Annotated in this window: 17 protein-coding genes; 7 read left to right on the top strand and 10 right to left on the bottom strand. The window is 66.2% G+C overall.

The annotated features are described in order from the left end of the window. Window positions 1–3: 3 nt before the first annotated feature. From obgE to rplU, 3 genes are all read right to left on the bottom strand, one after another. Window positions 4–1,584: a GTPase ObgE gene (obgE, locus tag BM197_RS05400; protein ID WP_090709521.1), complete on the bottom strand. Its 1,581-nt coding sequence runs from the start codon at window positions 1,582–1,584 to the stop codon at window positions 4–6. 115 nt (window positions 1,585–1,699) lie between these two features. Further along, entirely contained in the window at window positions 1,700–1,960 is a 261-nt protein-coding gene (gene rpmA, locus BM197_RS05395) for a 50S ribosomal protein L27 (protein ID WP_090709519.1), read from the bottom strand. A 19-nt stretch (window positions 1,961–1,979) separates the two neighbouring features. Continuing rightward, complete coding sequence (rplU, locus tag BM197_RS05390) at window positions 1,980–2,288, bottom strand: 50S ribosomal protein L21 (RefSeq protein ID WP_090709518.1); 309 nt, start codon at window positions 2,286–2,288, stop codon at window positions 1,980–1,982. A 220-nt stretch (window positions 2,289–2,508) separates the two neighbouring features. Here rplU and BM197_RS05385 point away from each other — a divergent pair, with 220 nt between their 5' ends. Next, the gene (locus BM197_RS05385) at window positions 2,509–2,814 is read left to right on the top strand and encodes a DUF4031 domain-containing protein (RefSeq protein WP_090709516.1); all 306 of its coding nucleotides are present in this window, start codon (window positions 2,509–2,511) and stop codon (window positions 2,812–2,814) included. Between the two features lie 5 nt (window positions 2,815–2,819). Here the strand turns inward: BM197_RS05385 and BM197_RS05380 are convergent, their stop codons facing one another. Further along, window positions 2,820–5,273: an Rne/Rng family ribonuclease gene (locus BM197_RS05380; protein WP_245762398.1), complete on the bottom strand. Its 2,454-nt coding sequence runs from the start codon at window positions 5,271–5,273 to the stop codon at window positions 2,820–2,822. Window positions 5,274–5,627: 354 nt separating this feature from the next. On the opposite strand from BM197_RS05380, the gene BM197_RS05375 reads away from it, so the two are divergent. Beyond that, window positions 5,628–6,227 carry a vitamin K epoxide reductase family protein gene (locus tag BM197_RS05375; RefSeq protein WP_425435682.1) on the top strand — a complete coding sequence of 200 codons (600 nt, stop codon included), beginning with the start codon at window positions 5,628–5,630 and terminating at the stop codon, window positions 6,225–6,227. An 825-nt stretch (window positions 6,228–7,052) separates the two neighbouring features. Here the strand turns inward: BM197_RS05375 and ndk are convergent. The 5 genes from ndk to BM197_RS05350 form a co-directional block, all read right to left on the bottom strand. Further along, a complete protein-coding gene (ndk, locus tag BM197_RS05370; RefSeq protein WP_090709513.1) occupies window positions 7,053–7,466 on the bottom strand; it encodes a nucleoside-diphosphate kinase in 414 nt (137 codons plus the stop codon). Window positions 7,467–7,471: 5 nt separating this feature from the next. Then, window positions 7,472–7,840, bottom strand: a complete 369-nt coding sequence (locus tag BM197_RS05365) for a DUF4233 domain-containing protein (protein WP_090709512.1) — start codon at window positions 7,838–7,840, stop codon at window positions 7,472–7,474. Beyond that, complete coding sequence (locus BM197_RS05360) at window positions 7,828–9,189, bottom strand: bifunctional folylpolyglutamate synthase/dihydrofolate synthase (protein ID WP_090709510.1); 1,362 nt, start codon at window positions 9,187–9,189, stop codon at window positions 7,828–7,830. Before BM197_RS05360 ends, BM197_RS05365 begins: the two co-directional genes overlap by 13 nt. After that, on the bottom strand, window positions 9,182–12,592 hold the full coding sequence (gene ileS / locus BM197_RS05355; protein WP_090709508.1) for an isoleucine--tRNA ligase: 3,411 nt from the start codon (window positions 12,590–12,592) through the stop codon (window positions 9,182–9,184). The genes BM197_RS05360 and ileS overlap by 8 nt, the downstream gene beginning before the upstream one ends. 331 nt (window positions 12,593–12,923) lie before the next feature. Continuing rightward, window positions 12,924–13,529: an acyl-CoA-like ligand-binding transcription factor gene (locus BM197_RS05350; protein ID WP_090709701.1), complete on the bottom strand. Its 606-nt coding sequence runs from the start codon at window positions 13,527–13,529 to the stop codon at window positions 12,924–12,926. Between the two features lie 152 nt (window positions 13,530–13,681). On the opposite strand from BM197_RS05350, the gene BM197_RS05345 reads away from it, so the two are divergent. The 4 genes from BM197_RS05345 to BM197_RS05330 are packed head-to-tail and all read left to right on the top strand — an operon-like array spanning window position 13,682 to window position 18,777. Further along, the gene (locus BM197_RS05345) at window positions 13,682–15,340 is read left to right on the top strand and encodes an ABC transporter substrate-binding protein (protein WP_090709506.1); all 1,659 of its coding nucleotides are present in this window, start codon (window positions 13,682–13,684) and stop codon (window positions 15,338–15,340) included. After that, entirely contained in the window at window positions 15,315–16,307 is a 993-nt protein-coding gene (locus BM197_RS05340; protein ID WP_090709504.1) for an ABC transporter permease, read from the top strand. The genes BM197_RS05345 and BM197_RS05340 overlap by 26 nt, the downstream gene beginning before the upstream one ends. Further along, window positions 16,304–17,161, top strand: coding sequence for an ABC transporter permease (locus tag BM197_RS05335; protein WP_090709502.1), 858 nt, complete (start codon window positions 16,304–16,306; stop codon window positions 17,159–17,161). Before BM197_RS05340 ends, BM197_RS05335 begins: the two co-directional genes overlap by 4 nt. Beyond that, window positions 17,158–18,777: a dipeptide ABC transporter ATP-binding protein gene (locus tag BM197_RS05330; protein ID WP_090709500.1), complete on the top strand. Its 1,620-nt coding sequence runs from the start codon at window positions 17,158–17,160 to the stop codon at window positions 18,775–18,777. The genes BM197_RS05335 and BM197_RS05330 overlap by 4 nt, the downstream gene beginning before the upstream one ends. A 61-nt stretch (window positions 18,778–18,838) precedes the next feature. Here BM197_RS05330 and BM197_RS05325 read toward each other — a convergent pair whose 3' ends face one another. After that, entirely contained in the window at window positions 18,839–21,010 is a 2,172-nt protein-coding gene (locus tag BM197_RS05325) for an acyltransferase family protein (RefSeq protein WP_090709498.1), read from the bottom strand. A 173-nt stretch (window positions 21,011–21,183) separates the two neighbouring features. Here BM197_RS05325 and valS point away from each other — a divergent pair, with 173 nt between their 5' ends. Continuing rightward, complete coding sequence (gene valS / locus BM197_RS05320; RefSeq protein ID WP_090709496.1) at window positions 21,184–23,781, top strand: valine--tRNA ligase; 2,598 nt, start codon at window positions 21,184–21,186, stop codon at window positions 23,779–23,781. Window positions 23,782–23,785: the final 4 nt, after the last annotated feature.

The raw sequence follows: 23,785 nt of genomic DNA, 5'->3' as shown, positions 1-23,785 counted from the left end.
GTTCTACTTTTCCTCGTCAGCGCCGGATGCTGCTGTCGCCTGCTCGGCGGCCGCAGCAGCGGCTGCCTGCTCGTCGGCCTCGTACTGCTCGGTCCACATACCCGATTCGCGCTCCCGCTGAAGTTCGGCACGGGCGGCGGCTTTCGCGTCCATCCGCTCGAAGTACTCCTCACGGCGCTGGTTGCGGGTCGGACGGTTGTTCGCGTCCAATCGTGCGTCGAGCCCACGGGGAGTCGTGATCATCTCGGCTGAAGAGGTGAGGGTCGGCTCCCAGTCGAACACGACACCGTTGTCCCGGCCGATGATGACGGTCGATCCGCCGACGGCGCCCGCCTTGAACAGACCGTCTTCGACGCCGAGCTTCGCGAGGCGGTCAGCGAGGAAGCCCACGGCTTCGTCGTTGGTGAAGTCCGTCTGCTGCACCCAGCGTTCCGGCTTCGCGCCGAGGACACGGTAAACGTTGCCAAAGCTTCCGCCTTCGACGATCACGGAGAACTTCGACTCATCCACAGCCTTCGGCCGGATGACGATCCGCGGCTTCTCAGCCGCTTCGACCCGGCGTGCTTCGCGCTCGGCGGCGACGAGCTCGCCGAGGGCGAAGGAGAGCTGCCGGAGACCTTCGTGGCTCACGGTCGAGATCTCGAACACGCGGTACCCGCGCGCCTCGAGATCGGGCTTCACCATGTCGGCGAGGTCCCGGCCCTCCGGCACGTCGATCTTGTTCAGCGCGATGAACTGCGGGCGCTCCAACAACGGCAACTGGCCCTCGGGAACCGGGTAGGCCCCGAGCTCACCCAGGATGATCTCCAGGTCGCTGATCGGGTCGCGGCCGGGTTCGAGGGTCGCGCAGTCGAGCACGTGGACGAGCGCCGAGCAGCGTTCGACATGGCGAAGAAACTCAAGGCCGAGACCCTTGCCTTCGCTGGCGCCTTCGATCAGTCCGGGGACATCGGCGATGGTGTACCGGTTGTCGCCGGCCTGCACGACACCGAGATTCGGGTGCAGCGTGGTGAACGGGTAATCGGCGATCTTCGGCTTCGCCGCCGACATGGCTGCGATCAGGCTGGACTTGCCCGCCGACGGGTAACCGACGAGCGCAACATCGGCGACGACCTTGAGTTCAAGGGTGACGTCGCCTTCCCAGCCGAGCGTTCCGAGGAGGGCGAAGCCGGGGGCTTTGCGTTTGGTGGTCGCCAGCGCCGCGTTGCCGAGGCCGCCCTGGCCGGCAGCAGCGACGACGTATCGCATCCCGGGCTCGTCGAAGTCGATGAGTTCGTTGCCGTCGGCATCCTTGACGACCGTTCCGACGGGAACGGGGAGTTCGAGCTCTTCGCCGGTGGTTCCGCTGCGGTGGTCGCCCATGCCCGGGCCACCATTCTCCGATTTGCGGTGCGGCGAGCGGTGGTAGTTCAGGAGGGTCGTGACCTGGGCGTCCGAGACGAGGACGATGTCGCCACCGTTCCCGCCGTTGCCGCCATCAGGGCCGGCAAGGGGCTTGAACTTCTCTCGACGTACAGACACGCATCCGTTACCGCCGTTTCCAGCACGCAGGTGCAGTGTCACCTGATCGACGAATGTGGCCACGAGAGCCCTCCAATAGAACTAAATACTTCACAAATGACGCAGCGTCACGATAGCGCCGCGTTCAAACAACTCAGGGGCGAGCCGAAGCTCGCCCCTGAGAACAACTAACGGATGCCTACTCGGCAGCCGCCGTCACGATGTTGATGACCTTGCGGCCGCCCTTCGCGCCGAACTCAACCGCACCGGCCGAGAGCGCGAAGAGGGTGTCGTCGCCGCCACGTCCGACGTTGACGCCGGGGTGGAAGTGGGTGCCCCGCTGGCGGACGATGATTTCGCCGGCAGAGACGACCTGACCACCGAAGCGCTTCACGCCGAGGCGCTGTGCGTTCGAGTCGCGACCGTTGCGAGTGGAACTCGCGCCCTTTTTGTGTGCCATGTCTGTTCTCCCTCAGGCTCTACTTGATGCCGGTGATCTTGACGCGCGTGAGCTCCTGGCGGTGCCCCTGACGCTTCTTGTAACCGGTCTTGTTCTTGAACTTCTGGATGTGGATCTTGGGGCCGCGGAGGTTCTCGAGGAACTCAGCCGTGACCTTGACGTTCGCAAGCTTCTCTGCGTCGGTGGTGATGTTCTCACCGTCGACCAGCAGGACAGCTGCCAGTTCGACCTTGCCGTCCTTGATGTTCTTGACCCGGTCCATCGTCACGATGGTGCCGACCTCTACCTTTTCCTGCCGACCACCGGCGCGCACTACTGCGTAAACCACTTCTCGTACCTACTTCTCTGGGGAGCTCATAGCTCCGAGCTCAATCTGTCAAAGGAAAATTCACTGTGCGGTAGACCCCAGCGGGAAGGGAGGTCAAGCTGACAGAAAACCATGGGCAAACGGGTGATAAGCCAACGTGCGCCAACAGGAAACTTTACTTCATCGCACCCAATCCCACAAATGCAACGGATGCCGTGTCGCGTCTTCTTAGAATTCTCCCATGGCCATCCTCATCGATCCACCGCGCTGGCCTGCCCACGACACGCTGTGGAGCCACCTGGTCAGTGACGCTTCGCTCGACGAACTCCACGATTTCGCCGGTGCGAACGATATCCCCCGGCGGGGATTCGACCTCGACCACTACGACGTACCCGCCTCGCGGTACGCGGACCTCATCTCTGCGGGCGCTGTGCCGGTCGACGGCCATGAACTCGTCCGCCGGCTGATCGGCAGCGGACTGCGGATCACCGCCCGTGAACGCGCCGAACGGCGGCTGCCCCCACCCGGGGACAACCGCCGTTCGTAGTTCTTCTACTCGCCTGCTGGGTGAGCCGAGTCTGCGTCATGTGCAACCGGCGTGCCGGTGAGGGCAGCGGTCGTCACCCGACGACGACGGGCACGGCCCTTACCTGGCTGCTTGGGCTCAGGCAACGCGTCGAGCACCGAACCGAGCAGGTCTTCTGCGGCCCGGGCGTTGACCCGCTGCGGCTGACGGGCCGGCTCGATCGGAATGTCGAGGATCGCGAGTGCCGGGGCATCCGTTCCTGCCGCCTCCTCGGGGGCAGCATCCTCTGCCGGCGCGCTGACCGACTCGGCCGCCGGCCGCTGCTGCGACTTGCGGCGGTCGTTCCGCCGGTCGTTGCGCGACTCGTTGCGTCGTTCGGGCGCCTGGGCTGCAGGAGCCTCGACCGCGGCCTCCTCTTCGCTGTGGTGGGCGATGGTGGAGGCGGCGATCTTGGCCAGGGCGTTCTTGGCGTCGTCGGTGATCGCGTGGGTCGACGCCTTGGGTGCGCCGCCGCCGTTCGAGACGTTGCCGTTGGAGTTGCCGTTGCCGTTGCCGTTGGAGCTCCGCGATTCGTTCGCTGAACCCTTGCCACGGCGCTTGGTCTCGGGCTGGGGGCTCTGGCGGTGCTTGACGATGGGGTCGTGGTGGATGACGACGCCACGACCGGCGCAGACCTCGCACGGCTCGCTGAAGGACTCGAGCAGGCCGAGGCCAAGCTTCTTCCGGGTCATCTGAACCAGGCCGAGCGACGTGACCTCGGCGACCTGGTGCTTGGTGCGGTCGCGGCTGAGGCATTCGATCAGCCGGCGGAGCACGAGGTCACGGTTGGATTCGAGAACCATGTCGATGAAGTCGACGACGATGATGCCGCCGATGTCGCGCAGGCGAAGCTGGCGGACGATCTCTTCGGCCGACTCGAGGTTGTTCTTCGTGACGGTCTCTTCCAGGTTGCCGCCGGAGCCGACGAACTTTCCCGTGTTGACGTCGACGACCGTCATCGCCTCGGTGCGGTCGATGACGAGCGAACCGCCGGACGGCAGCCAGACCTTGCGGTCGAGCGCCTTCTCGATCTGCTCGGTGATCCGGTACTCGTCGAACGCATCCCGGGTTCCCTCGTAGCGCTCGACGCGCTCGAGAAGGTCGGGGGCGACCCCACGGAGGTAGCTTTCGATGACCTCCTGCGCGTCCTCGCCGGCGATGAGCATCTTCTGGAAATCTTCGTTGAAGACATCCCGGACGATCTTGATGAGGAGGTCGGGTTCGCTGTGCAGGAGGGCGGGCGCCTGGACGCTCTCCATCTGCTTGCTGATCTCAGCCCACTGGTTGATGAGGCGGTTCACGTCGAGCGTGAGCTGCTCTTCGGTTGCACCTTCGGCGGCGGTGCGGACGATGACGCCGACGTTCTCCGGGAGTACTTCCTTGAGGATCTTCTTGAGCCGGGCGCGTTCGGTGTCCGGCAGCTTGCGTGAGATGCCGCTCATCGAGCCGTTCGGCACGTAGACGAGGTACCGGCCCGGCAGAGAGACCTGGCTGGTCAGCCGGGCGCCCTTGTGGCCGATCGGGTCCTTGGTGACCTGCACGAGCACGCGGTCGCCTGGCTTGAGGGCGAGTTCGATGCGACGCGGCTGGTTGCCGGTTTCGACACCGTCCCAGTCCACTTCGCCGGAGTATAGCACGGCGTTCCGGCCTCGACCGATGTCGACGAACGCTGCTTCCATGCTCGGAAGCACGTTCTGCACCCGGCCGAGGTAGACGTTGCCGATGAGCGATGCTTCCTGGTTGCGCGCGACATAGTGCTCGACGAGCACACCGTCCTCGAGAACGCCGATCTGGATGCGGCCGTTCTTGGAGCGCACGACCATCTTGCGGTCCACGGATTCGCGGCGGGCGAGGAACTCGGCCTCGGTGACGACGGGGCGGCGGCGACCGGCATCCCGTCCGTCACGGCGACGCTGCTTCTTGGCCTCGAGGCGCGTTGAACCCTTGATCCGCTGCGGTTCGGTGATGAGTTCTGCTTCACGCGGCTCACGCGGCTCACGCGGCTGGCGGACCTTGACGACGGTATTGGCCGGGTCGTTCGAGTTCGAGCGGCGGTCGTCGTTGGAACGGCGGCGCGCACGGCGGCGAACCGTCGACGGCTCGTCGTCGTCGTCGTCATCGTCATCGTGTTCGTCGTTCCCGGAACGCGCGAGGAAGGGTTTGACGTCAGGGGCCTGGAAGAAGAGCGCGGTCGTCGGTGCGCCGGTGAACACGCGTGCTGCCGGGGCTTCTTGCTCGACCGCAGGTGCGGGGTCCTCGGCTACCGCCTCGGTGGCCGCTTCGAGGGCTGCCTGGTCGACCGTCTCGGCCGTGCCGGTCGATTCTGTGCCGGTCAATTCTGGCTCGGTGGTTTCAGGCTCGGACGCTTCTGGCCCGGCGACGCCCTGGCCGATCTCGTCGTTTAGCGGTTCTGCGTTGCTGTCTGAATTTTTATTCACCATTACTGGTGTACTCCTCATCCGGCGGGGCGACCGCGCCGCCCCTGCGGGAAATATCGAGCGGGAAGCCGCTTGCGCGTTCCCCCCGCAAATCCTGTATGTGAGCGACCGGCCCTCTGGCTCTAGTCACACACCTTCTGTGTCGATCCTTCTGTGTCGATCGTGCTGACCGACGAAACTCTGTTTCCATCGAACATCGGGCCTCGACCGTTTCTTTACGATCACATTCCCGATAAGCCTTCTGTTGTACGGGTCCAGGGCGCGGCCCTGTCCTCGTCCAGCCATTATCGCACGGCCCGGGCCGAAACCGCGCGCCGACGCGGTTGGGACGGCATCCGCCCGTGTCATAATCCGAGAGTGAACTCCCCCGAAATCGCCCGGCGCCCTGTCGGCTTCGGGACTTTCCTGATGGTTGCCGGCGTCGTCGGATGGATCGCAGCGTTCGCCCTCACCGTGGAGAAATTCGCGCTGCTCCAGTCGCCGAATGCCGCGTTGTCGTGCGACGTCAGCGTGCTGGTGCAGTGCAGCGCCAACCTCGATTCGCCGCAGGGGTCGGTATTTGGCTTCCCGAACCCGATCCTTGGGCTCGCCGGCTGGGTCGCCCCGATCGTCGTGGGCGCTGCGCTGCTCGCTGGGGGGCGGTTCGACCGGTGGTTCTGGCTTCTCTTCCAACTCGGGGTGACGGCGGCGTTCGTCTTCGTGGTGTGGCTCATCTCGCAAAGCATCTTCGTGCTCGGCACCCTGTGCCCGTGGTGCATGGTGACCTGGGCCGTGACGATTCCGTTGTTCTGGGTTGTCACCCTGCGTAACGTTGCTGACCGCATGCTCCCGGCGCCGGCTGGCATCCGGCGCCTTGCGGGGGTGCTGAGCGGCTGGGTCGTGCTGATCACTGTCGGCTGCTACCTGCTGATTACGATCCTCGCCCAGTTGCGCCTGGATGTGCTCGGGAGCCTCTGAGCAGGGACGCCGCTTCACGACCATCGATTGGGCCCAAAAGGCTGTTCCCCGAATCGATTGGGCCATAACGGCTGCTCCCCCACGAACGAACCACCCTTCGGGCCCAATCGGTCGAGCGAGGGTCCATTTGCCACGAAGCACGGTCGCTCAAACCCGAGTCCCCGCACTGTGCCGCCGCCCGAATGCAGAAAGCAACGCTACGTGGACGCCCTCGCCCTGGGCGAGCAACAATCGCCCACAGACGAGGCCATCGATTGGGCCCAAAAGGCTGTTCCCCGAATCGATTGGGCCATAAGGGCTGCTCCCCCACGAACAAACCACCCTTCGGGCCCAATCGACCGCAGCGCGACGGCTCAGCCCGGCCGCCCCGGTGCTGAGGGGGCCGCAACGGCTACTCGGCAGGCCCCCGAACGACCACAAAGGCCCGATCACTGTGGTCGCCCCCGCGCCGAAGTTGCAGTGTTCTGTTGCCGCGGATGCCGCAGGCAACATTCACTGGCGACTCGAGCCCCAGAGAACCAACGAACGGGCGCTCTACGCCATCGATTGGGCCCAAAAGGCTGCTCCCCGAATCGATTGGGCCATAAGGGCTGCTCCCCCACGAACAAACCACCCTTCGGGCCCAATCGACCGCAGCGCGACGGCTCAGCCCGGCCGCTCCGGTGCTGAGGGGGCCGCAACGGCTACTCGGCAGGCCCCCGAACGACCACAAAGGCCCACCCAGCCGAGCCGCGAATCACCGAACCCCCAGAGCGCCCGCGGAGCGCCCGCAGGCAGCGAAACGGCGGCACCCGTGAAAACGCATGCCGCCGGAAGCATAAACGCCTACGCGAACCAGAGTTCGAGTTCGCGGGCGGCGGACTCGGGGCTGTCGGAGCCGTGCACGAGGTTCTGCTGAACCTTCAGGCCCCAGTCACGCCCGAAGTCACCGCGGATGGTGCCGGGGGCGGCAAGGGTCGGATCCGTGGTGCCCGCGAGCATCCGGAAGCCCTCGATGACGCGGTCGCCCGCCACCCGGATGGCGACGATCGGGCCCGAGAGCATGAACTCGACGAGCGGCTCGTAGAACGGCTTGCCCTCGTGCTCCGCGTAGTGCGCAGCGAGGATGGACAGCTCCGGCTCGACGAGGCGAATGTCGACGAGCGAGTATCCCTTCGCCTCGATGCGGCGGAGGATCTCCCCCGTGAGGTTGCGCGCAACGCCGTCCGGCTTGATCAGTACGAGTGTTTCTTCAACCATGTGCTTCAACTTTCCGTTTCGGGTGTGGCGGCGTTCTGTCGGTCGATCCGGCCACCGACGACCATGCAGTACACCCACATACCCGCGAACACGAGGCCGATGAGCCACATCACGGGTACGAAGATGCCCGTGGCAACGATAACGCCTTGCAGCACCGAGCCCACGACGAATGCCCAGTCGTAGCGGAGCGTGGCGAGCGTGAACAGGATCGCGAGGCACACCACTCCCCCGCCGACCAGCGCGACAGGCCCCGGCTGCACTTTGAGCCCCCACGCCACGAGGGAGGCGAGGAAGACGACGATCAGCTCGAAGGCGAGGACGATCGACGCGAGGGACTGACGTACCCCGCGCTTCTGCCGCCTCACTTCTTCCACCCGTTCGCCTCGGCAAGCTCAACGACTTCACCGGCGAGGACCACCGAGCCGGTGACGACAACGAGTCGGCTTTCACCTTCGTTGGCCCAGTCGCGCGCTTCGAAGACGGCATCCTCAAGGTTGTCGTAGCTGTGCACCAGGGCGGGGCCGACGATTGCCCTCGCGCGGTCGGCGAGTTCGTCCACCGGGATCGAGCGGGTCGAGGCGGATGTCGTGATGTGGAGCCGCTGCGCAATCGGCGCGAGTACCTCGAGGATTCCCTCTGCATCCTTCTCGCTGAGAACCCCGAGAACGAAGACGATCTCACGGAAGTCGAAGTACTTGCCAAGGGCCGCCGCGAGCGAACGAGCGCCGTGCGGGTTGTGGGCCGCGTCGACGAGCACGGTCGGTTCGATGCCGACGAGCTGGAGCCGACCGGGTGACTCCACCTCCGTGAGCCCTTCGGTGAGCGGATCGGTTGAGAGCCGCTGGAGCCCGTTGCCGAGGAACGTCTCGACAGCGGCGATCGCGACGGCAGCATTCTGTCCCTGGTGGTCGCCGTACAGCGGAAGGTACAGGTCGGAATAGACGCCGGCCCGTCCCCGTACGTTGAGAACCTGGCCGCCGACGGCGACGACGTCGCTGATCAGCTCAAAGTCCACGCCCTGAGCGATGATCGGCGCTTCGGAGAGTTCCGCCGCGTTGACGAGCTGCGCCATGGCATCCGGATGCTGCGCCGCCGTCACGACGGTCGCTGCCGGTTTGATGATCCCCGCCTTGGTGCGCGCGATCTCGCTGATCGTCTTGCCGAGACGGTTCGTGTGGTCGAGGTCGATTGGCGTGAAGACGGCGATCTGCGCGTCGGCGACATTGGTGGAATCCCACTCGCCGCCCATGCCCACCTCGACGACAGCCACATCGACGGGAGCGTCAGCGAAGACGGCGAAACCGAGGACGGTGAGGACTTCGAAGAAGGTCAGAGCAGGCTCGCCGGCTCCCTCGAGTTCAAGGTCGACCATGTTGACGTACGGCTGGATGTCTTCCCAGTTGCGCACGAGGGTCTCGTTCGAGATCGGTTCGCCGTCGACGACGATCCGCTCATTGAAGTGCACGAGGTGAGGGCTCGTGAACAGCCCCGTCCGCAACCCGTAGGAGCGGAGGATGCCCTCGATCATGCGACTCGTGCTCGTCTTGCCGTTCGTTCCGGCGAGCTGGATGATCGGGAAAGCCCGCTGGGGGTCGCCGAGCAGGTCGAGCGTCCGGCGGGTCGGCTCGAGTCGCGGCTGTGGCGCGCCCTCACCGGTGCGGGCGAGCAGCGCTTCGTAGACCGCGCGGCCCTGTTCGGTGTATTCGTCCTCGTGCTCAGACATCAATGCTCCTGGTTGCGCGGCGCACGGCCACGGTGAATGATCCGGCGTTCGCGAATGCACCCTGCTCGTACTCCTGGTAAAACTCGACGGGCCCGTCGAACAGTGCGGGCAGCCATTCGGCCGGGGTGCCGGCACGGCTGACTTCGGGGACCTCGTCGAGCACATGGATGGACGAGGTCGTCGCGAGCGTTTCGGCGGCGATGTCGACGTCGGTGACGAACGAGATGGCATCCGCGTCGCCGGGGTCCGCGAAGACCAGCCCGAGGACGATCCGGTCACTGACGTCGAACCCGGCCGCTTTGCGGGTGTCCTGGATCGACCGCACCACGTCGCGGGCGAGTCCTTCCGCTTCGAGGGCAGGCGTGGTCGCCGTGTCAAGCAGAACGAAACCTCCCCCGGCGAGGAGCGCGAGGGCGGAATCCGAAGTGCCGTCGGTGGATGCCGTCTCCAGGACGAGGTCGTATTCGCCCGGCTCCAGCGGGATGCCGCCAGCGGTGACGACACCGTCGGTCTCGCTCCAGTCCCCCGCCCTGGCGGCCTTGATGACCGTCTGGACGTTCTTGCCCAACCGCGGACCCGCTGTTCGAGCGTTCACGGTAAGTCGCGACGTGATGCCGTAATCAGCGGCACTGGACTCGGCGAACTGCACGAACCGCACCTCCTTGACGTTGAGTTCGTCGCGGAGGATGTCCTCGAACGGAGCCAGCACGGCAGGATCCGGGGCGACGACGGTGAGGCTCGCGAGCGGCAGCCGGACCCGGCGGCCCGCCTGCTTGCGCAGCGAGAGCACCGTGGAGCTGATCGCCCGAATCGAGTCCATCGCCCGCACGAGCACGTCGTCCTCAGGCAGTTCGGCGGCATCCGGCCAATCGGCGAGGTGGATGCTGCGACCGCCGGTGAGGTCCTTCCAGATTCGCTCAGAGACGAGCGGGAGGAGAGGCGCTGCAGCGCGGGTCAGGGTTTCGAGCACCGTATACAGCGTGTCGAAGGCATCGCTGCCACTGCCGTCCTCGGCGACGCCGGTCCAGAACCGGTCGCGCGAACGGCGCACGTACCAGTTGGTGAGCACGTCGGCGAAGTCGCGCAGCGTCGCTGCGGCCATTGTCGAGTCGAGGTTATCGAGGTGCGCGGTGACCTCGGTGAGCATCACCCGGCTCTTCGCGAGAATGTAGCGGTCGAGCACGTCGGGTGAGTCAGTGCGGCGCTTCGCGTCGTAACCGCCCTCCTTCGCCGTGTTCGCGTACAGGCTGAAGAAGTACCACGTGTTCCACAACGGCAGCAGCATCTGCCGAACACCCTCACGGATGCCCTCCTCCGTGACGACGAGGTTGCCGCCGCGCAGGACGGAACTCGACATGAGGAACCAGCGCATGGCATCCGAGCCGTCACGGTCGAAGACCTCGTTGACGTCCGGGTAGTTGCGCAGCGACTTCGACATCTTCTGCCCGTCGCTGCCGAGGACGATGCCGTGGCTGACGACGTTCTTGAACGCCGGGCGGTCGAACAACGCGGTGGAGAGCACGTGGAGGGTGTAGAACCAGCCGCGGGTCTGCCCGATGTACTCGACGATGAAGTCGGCCGGGTTGTGAGAGTCGAACCATTCACGGTTCTCGAACGGATAGTGCACCTGGGCGAACGGCATCGATCCGGAGTCGAACCACACGTCGAGGACATCCGTGATGCGGCGCATCGTCGACTGCCCGGTGGGGTCGTCGGGGTTCGGCCGGGTGAGCTCGTCGATGAACGGACGGTGCAGGTCGGTTGGACGCACACCGAAGTCCTGCTCGAGCTCGTCGAGCGAGCCGTACACGTCGACACGTGGGTACTCGGGGTTGTCGCTCTTCCAGACCGGGATCGGGGATCCCCAGTACCGGTTGCGGCTGATCGACCAGTCTCGCGCGTTGCCGATCCACTTGCCGAACTGGCCGTGCTTGACGTTCTCGGGCACCCAATTGATCTGCTCGTTGAGGTCGACCATGCGGTCGCGGAACTCGGGCACGCGGATGAACCAGCTCGACACAGCCTTGTAGATCAGCGGGTTCCGGCAGCGCCAGCAGTGCGGGTACGAGTGCTCGTAGCTGGCCTGGCGGAGCAGGCGGCCCTCGGCTTTGATCACCTGGGTGAGCGGCTTGTTCGCGTCAGACCAGAGCAGCCCGGCAGCGTCGGTGACCTCGGGCAGGAACTTTCCGCCCTCGTCGACCGAGATGATGACGGGGATGCCTGCCGCCTCGCAGATCCTCTGGTCTTCCTCACCGTACGCAGGCGACTGGTGAACGATGCCGGTGCCGTCTTCGAGAGTGACGTAGTCGGCGACGAGGACCCGCCAGGCGTTCTGCATGCCGTACGCGTCGACGTCCGAGTAGTAGTCGAACAGGCGGTCGTAGGTGACGTCCTCCAGCTCGGAGCCGAGGACCGTCCGCGAGATCGCGGCGATGGCATCCGCGGCCGAGTCGTAGCCGAGGTCCTTCGCGTAGTTGCCGACGAGGGCCGTGGCGAGCAGGTATTCACCGCCGAGCACCTCGGTGCTTCCACCGGTGCCGTGCTTCTCACGCAGCACCGTGGCATCCGGTGTGCCGTTCGGGCCGGCGGGGATCACGGCGTATTCGATCGCAGGTCCGACCGCGAGGGCTGCGTTGGTTGGCAGCGTCCACGGCGTCGTCGTCCAGGCCAGCGCACGGACGGCGGTGAGGCCCAGCGACTCTGCTTTCAAACCGGTGAGCGGGAAGGTGACGGTGACCGTCTGGTCCTGGCGCATCTTGTAAACGTCGTCGTCCATGCGCAGCTCGTGGTTCGACAGCGGGGTCTGGTCACGCCAGCAGTACGGAAGCACGCGGTAGCCCTCGTAAGCGAGGCCCTTGTCGTGGAGCTGCTTGAACGCCCAGATGACGCTCTCCATGAAGGTGATGTCGAGGGTCTTGTAATCGTTCTCGAAGTCGACCCAGCGCGCCTGCCGGGTGACGTAGCGCTCCCAGTCCTCGGTGTACTTGAGCACGGAATCCCTGGCCGCGGCGTTGAACGCCGCGATGCCCATCTCTTCGATCTGGCTCTTGTCGGTGATGCCCAGCTGGCGCTCGGCCTCGAGTTCGGCGGGGAGCCCGTGGGTGTCCCAGCCGAAGCGGCGGTGCACCTGCTTGCCGCGCATGGTCTGGTAGCGCGGGAAGACGTCCTTGGCGTAGCCGGTGAGCAGGTGCCCGTAGTGCGGCAGTCCGTTGGCAAAGGGAGGGCCGTCATAGAAGACCCACTCGTCCGCACCCTCTCGCTGCGAGACGGATGCCTCGAAGGTCGCGTCGCTCTTCCAGAACGCGAGCACGTCCTGTTCGATCTCAGGGAAGCGCGGCGACGGCGTCACGCCGAACGCGGCTCCGGTCGAGAGCGAGTCGTCGTGGGACTTGGGGTATGGCATATTTCTCCCGGCAGGTTTCGATGTTCACCTGCGAGGGCGGATCAACGTTCGATCCGCGGTACCACCTCGCTTGCCGCACGTGTCGGCCGCTCGTTCATTGGCTGTGACGGGCCAGACCCGTCCGGTTCTACTGGGCGGCACAGGTTCGTGCCGCTGTTCTTCCGGAAACTCCCCGGTGATGGCCGGTTCGCAGTCGTTCCATCAAGGATAGCGGTTCGAGGACCGCCACGTCGCGAGTTGCCCACTTGGCCGGGTCTTGGAGCCGCAACACCCGGCTTAGTGGGCAATTCGCGATCAGGCTGCCGCGCGGTTGCGCGTGGCCGGCGAAGGGTCAGAGCACCTGCGCGAAACCGGCACAGACCGGCTCGACTGCCTCCGCCACATAGTCAGCCAGCGGACGCCGGCCAACGCCGGCGTTCGCCCAGACGCCCGCGGCGGCAGCAGCAGCTCCGAGCACCGCGAACGCGACCGCCCGCGGCAGCACTGGTTTGGCCGAGCTCCCGAGCCTCCGGCTCACGAACGCCTGGAGGACTCCGCACTGTTTCATGAACCGCCGAAGACCGGATGCCTCCAGGTCGTCACGGGTTCCCATCAGGTCCACCTGGGTCAGCGCCCACGGGACCCGGTCCTCCGCGTGCGATGCAGCCACCCGCACGATTGCCTCACGGACAGCATCCATGACCGCCCGGTCTTCCGCCTCGGCGGCCAGCTCGGCACCGAGCCGCTCGATCGTCTCGTCGAAGTCCACCCACAGCAGGTCAGATTTCGAACCGAAGTAGTTGAAGAACGTGTTGCGGCTCACGCCGGCCCGCGCTGCGATCTGGTCGACGGTGGTGCGCGCATAGGTCTGCTCGAGGAACAGCTCTGCGGCAGCCTCTTCGAGCGTGCGCTTCGACGAGCGCCGTGGACGCCCGATGTGGTGCGTGGTGTCGTTCATGTCGGCCTTCCCACGCCACAGCGTACCGACAGCCACGAGGGCCAGTCGCCGAGGGAAGAAATTCGGCGCTAGAGTCGTTATTAGACCGCGTCCAGAAACTCAGCGTCCGTCCGCGATCCCGTACCAACAGCCTCCAACTGCCAAGGAACCCCATGCATATCGCCCCACACTCGCGTGCCCGCCGCGGACTCGCAACCGTCGCCGCGGCCACGGGAGTCGCTCTTCTCTTCGCGGGATGCCAGGCAACACCCGGTGAGTCGGGATCGACCCCGGTCGCGGGCGGCACCCTCACCTACGCAAGCGGCGACGCCGAACCGACGTGCCTCGACCCTCACGTCGGCGGCAACTATCCCCAGGCGTTGATCGCCGGGCAGTTCCTCGACTCCCTGGTCTCGCGGAACACCGACGGCACGATCATCCCCTGGCTCGCGACCGAGTGGTCGGTGTCGGACGACAACCTCAGCTGGGACTTCACCCTCAAGGACGACGTCACCTTCACCGACGGGACCCCGTTCAACGCCGAGGCTGTGAAGGTCAATGTGGAGCATTTGAAGGACCCGGCCACCGAATCGTCGACCGGATACCTTGCGCTCGGCAAGGTCGAATCCGTCGAGGTCGTCTCAGACACCGTCGTCCGGTTCAGCCTCAGCACCCCAGACAGCGCACTGCTCGAGTCGCTTTCGCAGCCGTGGACCGCGATCGAATCCCCCGCAGGAATTGCGCGTGGCATGGAGGAGAACTGCCAGGCGCCGATCGGCACCGGGCCGTTCCTCGTCGACGAATGGGTCAAGCAGGACCACGTCTCCCTCGTCCGCAACGAGGACTACAACTCCCCACCGGCCGACGCCAAGCACGACGGCAAGGCGTACCTCGACGGGATCGAGTGGCGGTTCCTCCCCGACTCCGCCTCACGGTATGCGGCGCTTCAGGCCGGCCAGGTGGATGTGATCGACAACGCGCAGCCAGACACTATCGCTGCCGCAGAAAAGACATCGACACTCGCCCACCTCGACGCGCCGCGCCCAGGGGCGTCGAACCGGATCGAGCTGAACGCCGGCCGGTCGCCATTCAACGATCCCGCCGTCCGTGAAGCCTTCATCCGCGCGGTCGATGTCAACGACGGCATCGAGTCGCTCTTCTTCGGCTCTGCAAAGCGTTCCTACTCGCCACTGTCGAGCATCGAAGCCACCGGATACTCGGACGAGTCGCTTTTCGGCACCGACCTCGACGAGGCGAACGCCCTGCTCGACTCCGCCGGCTGGACCGAACGGGATGCCGACGGCTACCGGGTGAAGGACGGCGAGCGCCTCTCGCTCGCCTTCCCGGTGTCGACGAACCAGTCGATCCCCGCCGAGCAGTCCCTCTTCGAGCAGATCCAGGCCACGGCGAAGGACGCCGGCTTTGAGGTCAACCTCAGCCTTCTCGACCTCTCGAGCTGGTACGGCGTTCTGGGTGAGAACAACTACGACCTCGTGAGCGCCCCGTACACGAAGGTCGGCCCTGACGTTCTACGCATCCTGTACCACTCCGACGGCATCATCCCGGCACCGAGCGGTTACTTCGCGAACCACTCGCAAGTGAGCGATCCTGAGCTCGACGCCCTGCTGACCTCCGCGTCCGAGATCTCCGATGAAGACGAGCGGGCGGCCCTGTACGAACAGGCGCAGAAGATCATCCTCGAGGGTTTCCACATTCTGCCCCTGTACGACCAGCAGAACCATTTCCTGCTCGGTACTCGGGTAAAGGATGCCCGCGCGCTTCCGACGGTTTCGACGCCGACGTTCTATGACGCCTGGCTCAGCGGGCAGTAGACCCGCACAGCGGTCGAGGGGCTTCCGGGGCATCCGGTGGCTCCTCGTCCGACTGGGCGGTGCCATCTTCGTATTGTGGGCGGTCGCGACCCTGACGTTTTTCGCGATCCGGCTGATCCCCGGCGACCCCGCCGAAGCGGTTCTCGGCGGGCCAGGGTCCCAGGCGTCGCAGGAGACCCTCGACCAGGTCCGACAGGACTACGGGCTCGACCTCCCCCTCGCCGTCCAGTACCTCAACGCCCTCGGCCGCCTCCTCACCGGCGACCTCGGCACCTCATACGCCCTCAAGGTTCCGGTCAGCGACCTCCTCGGCGCCCAGATCGGGGGCACTCTCGTCCTCGCGTTCACCGCCCTCTGCGTGGCCTGGCTCATCGCCCTTCTCCTCTCCGTCTGGTCGACCGGCGGCGGCCGTGTCGCCGCCGCGGTCGGGCAGGGCATCGAACTCACCAGTGCTGCGCTCCCCCATTTCTGGCTCGCCACGGTCCTCATCGCGATCTTCAGCAGCACGCTCGGCTGGCTGCCGCCGGTCTCCACCGCCACGCCGGCCGGACTCGTGCTACCCACCCTCACCCTCGCCATCCCCCTCGCCGGGTTCCTCGCACAGGTGATGCGCGAGACACTTCTCGACACGCTCGACGCCCCGTTCATCGTCTCGGCGAGGGCCCGCGGCGAAAGCGAGCGCGGCATCCGTCTTCGCCACGCCCTCCGCCACGCCAGCCTGCCCGCTATCAGCCTCTCCGGCTGGGCACTCGGCTACCTCATCTCCGGTGCCGTCGTCGTGGAAACGATCTTCGCCCGCCCCGGCCTCGGCCGAACCCTGCTCCAGGCGGTCACCCTGCGAGACGTCCCCATCGTCACCGGCGTCGTCCTCCTCGTTGCGCTGGTTTACATCATCATGACGGTCGTCACGGATGCCGCCTCGCGACTGGCGGACCCCCGCCTGCGCAACGCGGAGGCACAACCATGAGCGAACTCGACCTGCGGACGGCTGCAGCGAGCGCAGCACCGGTCCGCCGTGCCCGCCCGAGTGTCAGCGAGATCTTCGCCATGGCCTTCGTCCTCTTCCTCGCTGTTGCAACCGTCGTCCCCGGCCTCCTCTCCTCGATCGACCCCAACGCAATCGCCGCCAGGGACGCCTTCCAGGGGCCGTCGCCCGAGCACTGGTTCGGAACCGACGAATCGGGCCGCGACGTCTACAGCCGCGTCATCGCCGGCACCTCGACGTCACTGCTGATCGGGGTCTCGGCGACAGTGATCGGGGTGACCCTGGGCCTCATCCTCGGGGTCATCGCCGGTTTCGGTGGCCGGATACTGGACTTCTCCGTGAACCGCACCATCGAAGTGCTCTTCGCGTTCCCCGGTCTGCTGCTGGCCCTCCTCGTGATTGTCATCGCCGGGCCCGGGCCGGTGACTGCGACGATCGCCGTGGGCTTGTCGACGGCGCCCGGTTACGCGCGGATCATCCGTGGCCAGCTGGCCGGCATCCGTTCGTCGGGTTACGTCGAATCCGCCCGGGTGCTCGGCCACGGGCCCCGGCGGATCCTCACCCGCCACATCCTGCCCAACGCGCTCGCGCCGCTGATGGTGCTGGCGACCCTCGGCATCGGCCAGGCCGTCGTGTGGGCCTCCGCACTGAGCTACCTCGGCCTCGGCGCCCAGCCGCCGTCGGCGGAGTGGGGTGCCATGCTGTCTGCCGGCCGCACCTACATCGGCACCGCGTGGTGGCTCACCGTGTTTCCCGGGCTCATGATCGTGCTCACCACCATCGCGACGACCATCCTCGGCCGAAGCCTCACCCGGCGAACGGCGGGACGGCGATGACCGCGCCGGATACCCTCCTCGAGGTCGAAGGACTCTCGGTTTCGTTCGGAGACACGGAGGTTGTTAGGAACCTCTCCTTCCACGTCTCCCGTGGTGAGTGCGTCGCGATCGTCGGGGAGTCCGGTTCGGGCAAGAGCGTGACCGCCCGGTCCCTCCTCGGGCTCGCCGGGCGAGGATCCCGTGTCACCTCGTCGACTTTGAGCGTGGCCGGGCGCGACCTCACGGCGGCGTCGGAACGGGACTGGCGGCGCATCCGCGGCTCCCAGATCGGCCTGGTGCTGCAGGACGCACTCGTCTCTCTCGACCCGCTTCGCCCCATCGGGCGGGAGATCGGTGATGTCCTTCGCCTGCACTCCCCCCTGTCGGCCGAGAACGCCAGGTCACGGGTGCTCGAGCTGCTCGCCAGCGTAGGCATGCCGAACCCGGAACGGGCGATCACCCAGCGCTCCGGCGAACTCAGCGGCGGCCTGCGGCAGCGGGCACTTATCGCGTCGGCGATCGCACTCGACCCGCCCCTCCTCATCGCCGACGAACCGACAACGGCCCTCGACGTCTCTATTCAGGCACGCATTCTCGATCTGCTCGCCGATGTGAAGTCCCGGGGCACCGGCATCCTCCTCATCAGCCACGATCTCGCCGTGGTGAGCGCGATCGCGGACCGGGTGCTTGTCATGAAGGGCGGTCGCATCGTCGAGTCCGGAAACACCCAGGAACTCCTCGCCCTGCCGCGCGAGGAATACACCCGCCGCCTGATCTCCGCCGTCCCGACTGACAAGCCGCGCCGGGTGCCGCTCGTCCCCGACGCGATGCCGGTCCCGGCACCGACGGTTCACTCGACGCAGGATGCCATGGCGCCCGTGGTACTCGAAGCCCGCGGCCTCACGAAGTCGTTCCCGTCTCCTTCGAGCCCGTTCCTGGCCGTCGACGACGTCTCCTTCACGCTTCGGCGGGGCGAGACGCTCGGGCTTGTCGGCGAGTCGGGGTCGGGGAAGACAACCGTCGCCCGGCTCGTCCTCGCCCTCGCGCCAGCGGATGGCGGGGCGGTGCTTCTCGAGGGCGGCGCGTTCTCCGAGCTCCGTGAGCGCGACCGCCGACCGCTCCGGCGGAAGGTCGGCGCCATCTACCAGGACAGCCTGAGTTCATTCGACCCGCGGGCGGACGTTCGCCGCATCCTCACCGACGCGAGTGAGCTGGCGCCGAAAGCGGATCGGCACAGTGTCGGCGAGTTGCTCGACGCCGTCGGCCTGTCGCCGGCCGTCGCGAAGGCCCGGCCGTTGCATCTTTCGGGTGGGCAGCGCCAGCGGGTGTCGATCGCGCGGGCACTGGCCGCTCGGCCCGATGTGATCGTCTGCGACGAACCGGTGTCGGCGCTCGACGTCACCATCCAGGCGCAGGTACTCGACCTGCTCGACCGGCTGCAGGCGGAACGCGGCCTGAGCTACCTGTTCATCTCGCACGACCTCGGGGTCATCCGTCACATGAGCGACAGGGTCGCGGTGATGAAGAATGGCAGGATCGTGGAGACCGGCGACGCGGCCCGCGTGTTCGACCACCCGCAGCATCCATACACCGCGCAGCTCGTCGCCGACGCGCCCCGACTCGTCGACGCCCTCTAGCGGCGAGTTGCTACGTATGAGGGTGTGCCGCGAACCACCTCAAACCAGCAACTGGCGGGAATTAAGGGATCAGCGCGTCGATCTCTTCCGACAGGAACGGCACGAGGGTGTTCGCGTAGACCCAGCTGATGTGGTGGGTGTCCCGGTACGCGAGGACTCCGCCGATCACCGGTCGGCACGACCCGTCAGGGCAGAAGTAGTTCGTCAGGTCGATCACCGCTGCCCTGGAATCCGGAGAATCCGAGGCTGCTTCGACCGCCGGGTCCCTGTCGACCGCCTCGGACACGTCCACGGCGCACAGCTCGGCGGCGCCCTCACCGGAGCCGGCCACGCAGGACAGGTAATCGTCGTTCATCCGCGGAGTGTCGCGTAGAACGACGACCCGCTCAATGGTGGGCGCCAACTCTGCCCACCGCTCCCGGTACTGCCGGCTGGCGGTCCCCTGCCAGTCGGCATCCGTTTCGTCCGCGACGACGGCGTTCCGCGCCCGCGCCGCGGTGAACATCACGCTCACTTCCGGATGCTGATCCAGCCAGTCGAGCGCCTGTTCGTTCCAGTCCGCGCACGACTCGTTCATGACGGCGAGGACCTCGGCGGACATGTCCTTCGAGAATCGCTGGTCAGGACCGAATGGGCACGAGCTCTTGGCGAGGACAACGAGCGCCCAGTCGCGTTGGCTTGCGATCTCGGCGAACGCGGGCAGCCACTGTTCAGCGTGGGAGTCACCGACGAGGGCGACCCTGCGCGACGCCCGGTCGGCTGGAACGCCGTAGGAGCAGACCTTCAGCTCGGCCGAACGGATGTCGGTGATGCAGTGTTCGGGGGAAGCAGCGGCCAGCGACGGGTCGGGGATCACGGCAGAAACCGCTGTCACCCTCGCGCAATCGCCACTGTCCACCGCCGCTGCGCCAAGACATTCCGGGTTCGCGTCAACGAGGGCCTCGATCTTCTCCTGCTCCGCCGTGAGCCGCTCGGCCGCCATCCCGAGAGTCGACAGCGGAAGGATCACGACCACAGCCATCGCTGCCGCCACCACCACCAGGGTGTACCGGGGTCTCCGGGCGGAGAGGACTCCCCTGCGGATCGGATTCTCGATCCAGCGTTCCGTCGCGGCAGCGAGCGCCGCACTGGCGACTGCGACGGCCAGGGCATCGACCCACGAGAGAGCACGGCCGAGACCAAGCGGGAGAAGAACGATCAATGGCCAGTGCCACAGGTAGATCCCATAGGACAGATCGCCGATGCGCTGCACCGGACCGAGCGCCAGCATCCGCGTCGGGGCGAATCGTCCGGTCGGCTCCGCCGTTCCGATCACCGCGAGGGTGCCAAGGACGGGCAGCGCCGCCGCCCAACCGGGGAACGGCGTCGAGGGGCCGTACGCCACCGCAGCCAGCCCGATCGCTGCCAGCCCGGCCCACGCAACGGCAGAGCGAACGCCACGGATGCCACGAACGCCGCCAATGCTGCGACGGGTGAGCCTACCGGCGAACACCGGGCTCGCCACCGCGAGCAAACCTCCTGCACCGAACTCCCATGCCCGTGTCGTCGCAAGAAAATAGGCCGGTGCCGGATCCCTCACCGTGTAGATCGCCGACCAGGCCAGCGAAACGGCGACGACGAGGACAAGGGCCACACCGACGGCCCGCCGGTACTGAGGCTTGCTGGACTCCGCTGGACACAGGTGGGTTGACCGCAGACGCCTGGACAACACCACAGCCCCGAGAATCAACACCGGCCACACCAGATAGAACTGTTCCTCAGCCGACAGCGACCAGAAGTGCTGCACCGGAGACGGGGCAGCGTCGACGGCCAGGTAGTCCACCGAGCTTCCGGCAAGCGCGAGGTTCTCGATGTAAACGGCGGATGTCATCACCTCACCGAGAAAACGCCCGATCGCACCGGCTGGGGCGACAAGCCAGATGCCACACGTCGTGACGACAAGCACCGTGAGCGACGCGGGCAGGAGCCGCCGGGCACGTCGCGCCCAGAACCCGGCGAGCGAGACCGAGCCGGTGCGCTCCACTTCGCGGAGAAGATGGGTCGTGATGAGGAAGCCGGAGAGCACGAAGAAGACGTCGACGCCCACATAGCCGCCACGGAGAGCATCCGGCCAGAGGTGAAAGACGACGACGAGGACCACGGCGACGGCGCGCAGCCCCTGGATGTCGGTGCGGTGGCCAGCATCTGTTTTCGGCTGCTGATTCGTCGTTCCCACTGCTTGAAGACCTTGCACCGCGCCAGTTTAGGAAGCGCCCCGTCGGATGACAGGGGCTTGCGCTCGCCACACGTTCAGGCCCGGCACCCCCCGCTCGGGTTTATCGACTGCTCGGCTCCGCTACGATTGACGCACCCCACACACTCAGGCACGTTCACACGGTGCCGCCTATATCGAAATCGGAGTACCCCATGACCGCGCAAGTTCCAGACAAGCCGGCACTCGAAGGCCTTGAATCCAAGTGGGGTCCCACGTGGGAAGAAGCGGGCACCTACCGGTTTAACCGCGCCGCAGCTCTCGAGGGCGGCCGCGAGTGTGTGTACTCCGTCGATACTCCCCCGCCGACCGCGTCAGGGTCGCTGCACATCGGTCACGTCTTCAGTTACACCCACACGGATGTGGTCGCCCGGTTCCAGCGGATGACCGGCAAGCAGGTCTTCTACCCGATGGGCTGGGACGACAACGGCCTGCCGACCGAGCGCCGCGTGCAGAACTACTACGGCGTGCGCTGCGACCCGACACTCCCATACGACGCCGGGTTCGTGCCGCCGTTCGAAGGCGGAGATGGCAAGAGCTCCAAGGCGGCCGACCAGAAGCCCATCTCACGCCGCAACTTCATCGAACTCTGCGAGAAGCTCACCGCTGAAGACGAGAAGCAGTTCGAAGCGCTCTGGCGCACACTGGGCCTGTCCGTCGACTGGTCGCAGTCGTACCGCACCATCGGCGACGACTCCATCCGGGTCAGCCAGCTCGCCTTTCTTCGCAACATCGAGCGCGGTGAGGCGTACCAAGCTATGGCGCCGACCCTGTGGGATGTCACCTTCCGCACCGCTGTCGCGCAGGCCGAGCTCGAGGACAAGGAACAGCCGGCGTCGTACCACCGGCTCGCCTTCGCAAAGCCCGACGGTGGAACCATCGAGATCGAGACCACCCGGCCTGAGCTGCTCCCTGCCTGCGTCGCCCTGGTCGCGCACCCGGACGATAAGCGCTACCAGCCGTACTTCGGTACCACGGTCACGACCCCGTTGTTCGGCGTCGAGGTTCCCGTGCTTGCGCACCACCTGGCGCAACCCGACAAGGGCGCGGGTATCGCAATGATCTGTACGTTCGGTGACGTCACCGACGTGGTCTGGTGGCGCGAGCTCGATCTGCCCAACCGCACCATCATGGGCCGCGACGGTCGGATCGTCCACGAAGCACCCGATGTGATCACGTCTGAGTCCGGACTCGCCGCCTACCGCGAAATCGCCGGCAAAACCGTGTTCAGCGCGAAGCAGGCCATCGTCCAGCTGCTCACCGACTCCGGCGACCTCATCGGTGAGCCGAAGCCGACCACCCACCAGGTCAAGTACTACGAGAAGGGCGACAAGCCCCTCGAAATCGTCTCCACCCGCCAGTGGTACATCAGGAACGGCGCCCGCGACGAACAGCTCCGTGCCCGCCTGATCGAACTGGGCAAAGAACTCCAGTGGCACCCTGACTTCATGCGTGTCCGGTACGAGAACTGGGTCGGCGGCCTCACGGGCGACTGGCTGATCTCGCGCCAGCGGTTCTTCGGAGTGCCGATCCCGCTCTGGTATCCCCTCGACGGGCACGGCGAACCGATCTACGAATCGCCGATCCTGCCGGATGCCGCGTCGCTCCCGGTCGATCCGTCCAGCGACACAGCCCCCGGCTACGACGAATCCCAGCGCAACGTGCCGGGCGGTTTCGTCGGCGAACTCGACATCATGGACACCTGGGCGACCTCATCGCTCACCCCGCAGCTCGCGGGCGGCTGGGAACGCGATGCCGAACTGTGGAACGTCGTCTTCCCGTTCTCCGTGCGCCCGCAGGGGCAGGACATCATCCGTACCTGGCTGTTCTCGACCATGCTGCGCTCAGCGCTCGAGTACAACGAGAAACCCTGGGAGCACGCCGCTCTCTCCGGCTGGATCCTCGACCCCGACCGCAAGAAGATGTCGAAGTCCAAGGGCAACGTCATCACCCCCGCCGACATTCTCGAGAAGCACGGTTCGGATGCCGTCCGGTACTGGGCAGCATCCTCACGCCTCGGAACGGACGCCGGGTTCGACCCGCAGAACCCGACCCAGATCAAGATCGGCCGCCGACTCGCCATCAAGGTGCTCAACGCGTCGAAGTTCATCCTCAGCTTCGAATCCGCTGCCGACGCACCGGTGACCGAAGCGATCGACCTCAGCATGCTCGCGACACTCAAAACGGTCGTCGCGGACGCGACCACCGCCTTTGAAGCGTACGACCACGCCAAGGCGCTCGAGACGACCGAGTCGTTCTTCTGGACCTTCTGCGACGACTACCTCGAACTCGTGAAGGAACGCGCCTACGACGCGTCGCACCCCGGCCAGGCTTCCGCTGTCGCCGCTCTGCGTGAGGCTCTCCGCACTCTGCTGAGGCTCTTCGCCCCCTTCATCCCGTTCGCAGCAGACGAGTCCTGGTCGTGGTGGAACGACGGATCCGTGCACGCCGCCAGCTGGCCGACGACCGACGAGCTGACCGCGTCTGGAAACCCGCGACTCCTCGTCCTCACCGGACAGGCGCTGACCAGCATCCGTCGCGTGAAGACCGACGCGAAGGTGTCACAGAAGACCAGCCTCAACGAGGCGACGCTCACCGGAACCCCGGATGATATCGCTCTATTGACCCTCGCAGAGGGGGATCTGAAAGCGGTCGGCCGTATCGTTAAGCTCAGTTTCACTCCGGCGGACGAACTGACCGTCACCGGAGTGGACTTCGCCCCGGTCGACACCCCTACGTCGAACCCCAGTTGAGGAG

Origin of the sequence: Mycetocola miduiensis (genome assembly GCF_900115155.1) — a bacterium.
Lineage (GTDB): Bacteria > Actinomycetota > Actinomycetes > Actinomycetales > Microbacteriaceae > Mycetocola_A > Mycetocola_A miduiensis.
This window is presented reverse-complemented; position numbering and strand designations above follow the sequence as displayed.